Origin of the sequence: Burkholderia sp. SIMBA_062, assembly GCF_046534765.1 — a bacterium.
Lineage (GTDB): Bacteria > Pseudomonadota > Gammaproteobacteria > Burkholderiales > Burkholderiaceae > Burkholderia > Burkholderia ambifaria.
The window spans coordinates 88,916-95,753 of sequence record NZ_JAWRYD010000029.1 but is presented as its reverse complement, the minus strand read 5'-3'; the positions used below and the strand labels follow the sequence as shown (position 1 = coordinate 95,753).

Below are 6,838 nucleotides of genomic sequence, written 5' to 3'. Positions count from 1 at the left end.
TGAACATGCCTGATTTCCTTCCTTTGCGTCGAGTTTATACACGACCTCTTGGAAGGCGAAATTTCAGGGGAAGCTCAATCGTCGATCAATGCACGAAGATTCTTTCACCGTTACTTGGCGCAGGGCTATCCCTGGCATTCCGTTCCCATGGTGCGTTCGCATTGACCGGCGTGCTGGCTGTCTTTTCAATGGGATGTGCGTTGGGCGTGGCACGTGTCATCGGGTGGAAAAATCCCGATGTGAAGACGCAACGTCGATTCGTTGATTTCCCACTGGTTCGTCAGGTGCTTTCCGAACATCCTGCCTTGGCTTCCGCTCTCGGACTGATGTTGGCGTTTTCGACGATCCTGGGTCTGTACGACTCGATCGTGGTGGTATTGCTGCGCGATCACGGCTTGCCGCCGAGCTCATTCGGAACCATCGTCAGTTGTACCGCTGTCGGAGCGGTCAGCTGTGCAATCGTCCTGAAAAAGGTGCTTGCGCGAGTCAGTGTGCGCAAATCGATGCCGATGTTTCTCGCCGGATTCAGTGCAACCGTGGTCGCCGCCGGCGGACTCGCACTCGCCGTGCCGACATTGAACCTTGGCACGCTTTGCGTGTTGTGGGTGGTCAACGGTTTTTGCTACGGCGGCGGGCTGATGTCCTATTCGATTACGCTGCAGAGGAACGCGCCGCGTGATGCGCTCGGGGTCATTTCCACATCGGCGCGCAGTTTGCAACTGACGGCGTTGGTCGTCGGGCCGATTGCAGGATCGTGGATCGCCCAGCACATTGGCATCGAATCGACTTTTGTGGGAGCCGGTTCCGCCGGGCTCGCGTTGGGGGCTTACGCGTTGTTCGGGCGTGCATATCCCGAGGAGCGCCGCAAGCGGGCTGACAATGAAAATGTTTCGCCCCCGTAGCCAGCGGTTCGCTCTTGCGCGACTTCACTCGGCGTGTTGGTTTGGCGTCGCGCAGCGCCCCACACCAGCTATCACTTCACGCACTCCAACGCATACCTCAACCCCTGCCCGAGCAACCCGCGCCACACCTCCCACGTATGCCCGCCGTCGACGATGCGCAGCTCGGCCGGGTTCTGCGCGCGGCGCAGGTGCGTGTACAGCACGGTCGACTCGGCCTGGATCGTCAGGTCGTCGTCGCCGGCCGCGATGAACATCGGCACGCGCCAGTTGCGCGCGAAATAGCCGCGCATCAGCGCCGGGTAGTTGAGCTCGTGCCATACGCGCGGATCGAACTGCCGGTCGCCGAACACACCGACATAGCGCGCGGCGGAATTGAGCGGCGGCTCGTTCGCATAGATCGCGGGGCTCAGCAGCATCGCGCCGCAGAACAAGCCCGGCTCGAGCAGCGAGAAACGCAGCGCGCCGAACCCGCCCATCGATACGCCGCCGATCGCGCGGCCCGCGCGCTGGTTCGACACCGCGAAGTGCGCTTCGACTTCCGGCAACAGGTCGTTCAGGAACGCGCTCTGCATCTTCTCCTTGCGGTCGACGTACCAGTCGGTGCCGCCTTGCGGCATCACGATCACGACAGGCGGGATCTCGTGGCGCTCGATCAGCGTGTCGGCCGTGGCCTGCAGCCGGCCCTGCGTGATCCAGTCGTTCGCGTTGCCGGCATTGCCGTGCAGCAGGTACAGCACCGGATAGCGCGCGCCTTCCGGGTTGTAGCCGGGCGGCAGGTAGACCGTGTACGACCAGTCGCGCTTGAGCGACGCCGAGCGGAACGCGCGCAGCACGACGCTGCTGCCGGGATTGACCGGTGGCTCCTGGGCGGCCGGCCCGACGGTTGCGGGCGGGACGATCGCGGCCGCGGGCGCGGACGACGCCGGCGAAACCGCGGGCCCGCCCGGCGCGGCGTGGGCGGTGGCGAGGCAGCCGGCGAGCAGGGCGACGGCGAACGAAAGGGCGAGTCGGCGCATGGCGAAACGTTTCAGGAAAGGCGCCCGCTATCGTAGCAGCGGTGCATGACGGCGCGGCGCGTCATGGCCGCGAACGGAACGGGAACGGCAGCCGCGACACCAGCGGCCCGTAGAGTTTTGCGACGAGATACAGCAGCCCCGTCGCGACGACGTCGGCGGTCAGGCCGAGCGGCACGTTCAGATAGCCTTCGGTCGCCTGGTAAAGCAGCGAGTCGACCGCGAGCGAGATGCCGGTGCCGGCGACGAAGCACAGCAGCCCCTGGCGGCCGATCGTGCCGATCCACGGCATCGCATGCGCGACCTTCTTCATCCACCCGAGGTGCACGAGCTTGGCCGCGAGCCACGCGATCGCGAGGAAGTTCGCGAGCCGCAGCGCGCCGAGGTTCTGCTTGATCGACGGATCGGTCGGGAACGGCTCGATGCGCAGCCGGTAGTACGCGCCGGCCGCGACGATCGCGAGCGACGCGGCCGTCAGCAGCCAGCCCTGCGGTTTCGGCGCGAGCGTCTGGTAGACGGGCTGGCAGCGCGCGATCACGCCGAGCACGAACAGGAACTGCCACGCGAACGGGTTGAAGTCCCACGGTGCGCCCTCGACGGTCGGCAGGAAACGCGCGACGTGCGGCGCCGCGTACCAGAGCGAGCCGCTGAACGCGAGCATCAGCCACGGCTGCGTGCGCGCGAGCGGCAGTGCGAGCGGGACGAGCAGCGCGAAGAACGCATACATCGGCAGCACCGACGCGAGATACGGCTGGCGGCGGAACAGCAGGATGTCGCGCAGCGCGGCAAGCGGCTTGTGGAGCAGACCGTCGAGATCGTTGGTCGGCATGTTCGGACCGTCGATCGCGAATGCGTTGAGCACGGCGGTGATCAGCAGCATGAGGCCGGCCGTCACGAGGAAGGCACGGTAGATCTCGAAGGCGCGGCGGATGAAGCGCTGGCGCGCGGCGGCCTCGTCGTGCCGCTCGGCAAGCGAGTTGTACGCGATGGCGGTCGCGAAGCCGCCGAGGAACACGAATACCTCGGCCGCATCGCACAGCGCGTACGCATGCAGCGTCACGCGCGACAGGATGCTGCCGCCGATGTGGTCGACGACGATCACGAGCAGCACGAGGCCGCGGAAGAAATCGAGCTCGGCGTAGCGGCCGGCCCGGGCTGCGGCGGTCATCGGGCCGCCTGCCGGCGCGCGCCGCGTGCGCGCCGGGCACCCGCCACGCATGAATCGGGGTGAAGCATGACTTCGTGAAGAAATGACGAATGGATGCGCATTGTGCCACCGATGCGACGCCGTCCGGGTTTACGCGAATGGCGGGCCGATCCGCCGTTGCCGACAAGCCTGATCGGGGAGTCCGCGGAACGGGGCAGTTGGACGAGCGCAACGCTTTGTGCGCCGCGCCCACGCCCCCGATGGACGGGTGGTTTACGACGTGACACCATTTTGTCCTCGCGGCCGCACACCGCGCAGTCCGCCCTGCGGGCCATCCATATAAAACAGACGAAACAAGCGCCGGGCGGAAGGCCTGCCCGGCAACGGCTCCGGAGAATCCGTCATGAAGAACCACGTCATTTTTGCCGCCGCGCTGGCAGCGTTCGCCGCGCCGGCCTTCGCGCAGGACAGCGTGACGCTGTACGGCCTGATCGACGAAGGCTTCAACTACACGAACAACGTGAACGTGAATGGGGTCGGAAAAACGGATTACCAGCTCGCGAGCGGCTATGCGCAGGGCAGCCGCTGGGGGTTGAAGGGCAGCGAGGAGCTGGGCGGCGGGCTGAAGGCGGTCTTCACGCTGGAAAACGGCTTCGACGTGAACAACGGCCGGCTCAACCAGGGCGGCCGGATGTTCGGCCGCCAGGCGTTCGTCGGGCTGAGCGCGTCGCGTTTCGGCACGCTGACCTTCGGCCGCCAGTACGATTCCGTCGTCGACTATCTCGCGCCGCTGACCGCGAACGGCAACTGGGGCGGCACGCTGTTCTCGCATCCGTTCGACAACGACAACACGGACAACTCGTTCCGTGTCAACAACACGGTCAAGTACGCGAGCCCCGACTGGAACGGGCTGTCGTTCGGCGGCACCTACAGTTTCAGCAACAGCACGGGCTTCTCGACCAACCGCCAGTACAGCATCGGCGCGCAGTATTCGCTCGCCGGGCTGCAGGTCGCGGCCGCGTACCTGCAGGCGAACAGCCCGGGCGTCGGCAACGCGGGCGCGATCGCGGCCGACGACGCGAATTTCGTCGCCGACCGCCTGCGCATCTTCGGCGGCGGCATCAACTATACGTTCGGCCCGGCGACGGTCGGCTTCGTCTATACGAAGACGGACGTGAAGAACCCGGTGTCGACCGTCTACCTGCCGGCGTCGACGTTCTCGGGCCTCGGGCTGACCGCGACGAAGTTCCAGAACTTCGAGGTCAACGGCAAGTACCAGCTCACGTCCGATTTCTATCTCGGCGCGCAGTACGTGTACACGGACGGCAAGTTCGACGCCGCGACGGGTTCGTTCAAGCCGAAATACCACACCGTCGGGCTGATGGCTGACTACAGCCTGTCCAAGCGCACCGACGTCTATCTACAGGGTGCCTGGCAGAAAGTCGCCGGCGACAAGACGGGCACCGCGGCCGACGGCGGCTACGTGGTCGGGACGGATGGCCCGTCGTCGTCGTCGAACCAGTTCGCGGTGCGCGCGGCGATCCGCCACAAGTTCTGAGTGCGCGACGCCGGGCCCCGGGCCGGCGGCTGATCGCCCCGGCTCCGGCTGCCGTCATTCCGCTCGGTGCATGTCGCCGAGCGTGTCCGCGAGCCAGTCGACGAAGATCCGCACCCGCGGCGCCAGATGCCGCCCGCTCGGGAACACGACCGACACCGGCAGCGGTTCGGCATGCCATTCCGGCAGCACCTCGACCAGCGAGCCGCTCTCGAGCAGCGGTGCGAGCCCCTCGCGCGGCGCCTGGATCAGCCCGAGGCCCGCGAGACAGCACGCGAGATACGCCTGCGAGCTGTTCACCGCGACGACGCTGCGCATCTTCACGGTCTGCAGCGCACCCGAATCCATGTCCGCATATTCCCAGTCCAGTTCGCGGCCCGTGCGGCTCGAGAAATAGCCGACCGCGACGTGGTCGGGCAGATCGTCCGGCGAGCGCGGCGTGCCGTGCCGCGCGAGATACGCGGGCGACGCGCAGTTGATCTGCGCCAGCTCGCCGACGCGCCGTGCGACCAGCGACGTGTCGGACAGCACGCCGACCCGCACCGCGCAGTCGATGCCGTCCGCGACGAGGTCGACGAAGCGGTCGGTCGTGCTGAGCACCACGCGCAGGTCGGGATAGCGTGCGTGGAAATCCTGCAGCGCCGGAATCACCTTGTTCAGCGCGAAGCGCTCGGGCAGGTCGACGCGGATCACGCCGCGCGGCGCCGCACCGGCGTCGTCGAACAGCGTCTCGGCATCGTCGAGATCGGCCAGCAGCCGCGTACAGCGCTCGTAGTAAGTGGTGCCCTCGGCGGTCAGCGCGACGCGCCGGGTGGTCCGTTGCAGCAGCCGGACGCCCAGGTGTTTCTCCAGATACTGGACGGCATTGCTGACCGTCGGGCGCGGCAATTGCAGCTGTTCGGCCGCTTTCGTGAAGCTGCCGAGATGGGCGACGCGCGCAAAGATGCGCATTGCATGCAGATGGTCCATGCGGGATGGGAACGGATGGGGACAACCTCCATTGTTAATCAGCGTCGAATGAATTGGTTGGGCGTTTCGCGTTTATCGCGCGCCGCAATGCGCCGAGAATCCGGTTCATTCACTCACCACCGCAAGGAAACGGACATGGACAAGCGTCAACTGGGCCGCACGGGCCCGCGGGTTTCGGCGATCGCACTCGGCTGCATGGGGATGTCGGATTTCTACGGGCCGGCCGATCGCGACGAAAGCATCGCGACGCTGCACGCGGCGCTCGACCACGGGATCACGTTGCTCGATACCGGCGATTTCTACGGGATGGGCGACAACGAGATGCTGATTCGCGACGCGCTGCGCGGCCGTACGCGCGACCAGGTGCTGATCAGCGTGAAGTTCGGCGCGCTGCGCGATCCGGCCGGTGCGTTCGCCGGCTACGACGCGCGGCCCGAGGCAATCCGGAACTTCGTCGCGTATTCGCTGAAGCGGCTCGGCGCCGACCATATCGACATCTACCGGCCGGCGCGCGTCGATCCGGCGGTGCCGATCGAGGAGACGGTCGGCGCGATCGCCGATCTCGTGAAGGCCGGCTATGTGCGCCATATCGGCCTGTCCGAGCTCGGCGCCGACACGATCCGCCGCGCGGCGGCCGTCGCGCCGATCGCCGACCTGCAGATCGAGTACTCGCTGCTGTCGCGCGGAATCGAGGCGGACATCCTGCCCGTGTGCCGCGAACTCGGGATCGGCGTGACGGCGTACGGCGTGCTGTCGCGCGGGCTGCTCGGCGGCGGCTGGAGCGCGGCACGGCAGGGCGAGCGCGATTTCCGCGCGGTCAGCCCGCGGTTCCAGGGCGAGAATCTCGCGCACAACCTTGCGCTGGTCGACGCACTGCGCGCGATCGCGAACGAGAAGGGCAGCAATCCGGCGCAGGTCGCCATCGCATGGGTTCTGTCGCGCGGCGACGACATCGTGCCGCTGGTCGGCGCGCGCAAGCGCACCCAGCTTCAGGATGCAGCGCGCGCCTCTGAGATGCAACTAACGGTAGATGATCTCGCCCGCATCGAAGCGGCGGTTCCCGCCGGGGCGGCTGCTGGCGAGCGTTATCCGGCCTCGCAGATGGCGCACCTGGACAGCGAGCAGGGACGGGGGCCGGCACACGGCGCGTGAGCGCCCGGGCGGCGCGCATGGCGGGATCGCGGATGGACGGGGCCGGCCGGAGGGGCCCGAGCCAGCCTCAGGCAAAACCAGATGGCGAACGGCGGGACGG

At 67.0% G+C, this 6,838-nt stretch carries 6 protein-coding genes; 3 read left to right on the top strand and 3 right to left on the bottom strand.

Annotated elements, in window-relative coordinates; all coding sequences use genetic code 11:
- Nucleotides 1-902: MFS transporter (locus tag SB786_RS26925; protein WP_410730131.1), on the top strand; the 902-nt coding region annotated here is incomplete at its 5' end.
- Between the two features lie 71 nt (nucleotides 903-973).
- On the opposite strand, the gene SB786_RS26920 is transcribed toward SB786_RS26925, so the two are convergent.
- The gene (locus tag SB786_RS26920; protein ID WP_410730130.1) at nucleotides 974-1,918 is read right to left on the bottom strand and encodes an alpha/beta hydrolase; all 945 of its coding nucleotides are present in this window, start codon (nucleotides 1,916-1,918) and stop codon (nucleotides 974-976) included.
- A 61-nt stretch (nucleotides 1,919-1,979) separates the two neighbouring features.
- On the bottom strand, nucleotides 1,980-3,083 hold the full coding sequence (locus SB786_RS26915; RefSeq protein ID WP_410730129.1) for an OpgC domain-containing protein: 1,104 nt from the start codon (nucleotides 3,081-3,083) through the stop codon (nucleotides 1,980-1,982).
- Nucleotides 3,084-3,465: 382 nt separating this feature from the next.
- Here SB786_RS26915 and SB786_RS26910 point away from each other — a divergent pair, with 382 nt between their 5' ends.
- Nucleotides 3,466-4,620 (top strand): porin, encoded by a 1,155-nt coding sequence (locus tag SB786_RS26910; protein ID WP_410730128.1) that lies wholly within the window; start codon nucleotides 3,466-3,468, stop codon nucleotides 4,618-4,620.
- A 54-nt stretch (nucleotides 4,621-4,674) separates the two neighbouring features.
- On the opposite strand, the gene SB786_RS26905 is transcribed toward SB786_RS26910, so the two are convergent.
- A complete protein-coding gene (locus SB786_RS26905; protein ID WP_410730127.1) occupies nucleotides 4,675-5,586 on the bottom strand; it encodes a LysR substrate-binding domain-containing protein in 912 nt (303 codons plus the stop codon).
- Nucleotides 5,587-5,721: 135 nt separating this feature from the next.
- On the opposite strand from SB786_RS26905, the gene SB786_RS26900 reads away from it, so the two are divergent.
- Nucleotides 5,722-6,738, top strand: a complete 1,017-nt coding sequence (locus SB786_RS26900; protein ID WP_410730126.1) for an aldo/keto reductase — start codon at nucleotides 5,722-5,724, stop codon at nucleotides 6,736-6,738.
- Nucleotides 6,739-6,838: the final 100 nt, after the last annotated feature.

Bases quoted from the DNA above. Each gene is read 5' to 3' on its own strand.
- SB786_RS26920 (WP_410730130.1), bottom strand. From the start codon at position 1,918: ATGCGCCGACTCGCCCTTTCGTTCGCCGTCGCCCTGCTCGCCGGCTGC.
- SB786_RS26915 (WP_410730129.1), bottom strand. From the start codon at position 3,083: ATGACCGCCGCAGCCCGGGCCGGCCGCTACGCCGAGCTCGATTTCTTC.
- SB786_RS26910 (WP_410730128.1), top strand. From the start codon at position 3,466: ATGAAGAACCACGTCATTTTTGCCGCCGCGCTGGCAGCGTTCGCCGCG.
- SB786_RS26905 (WP_410730127.1), bottom strand. From the start codon at position 5,586: ATGGACCATCTGCATGCAATGCGCATCTTTGCGCGCGTCGCCCATCTC.
- SB786_RS26900 (WP_410730126.1), top strand. From the start codon at position 5,722: ATGGACAAGCGTCAACTGGGCCGCACGGGCCCGCGGGTTTCGGCGATC.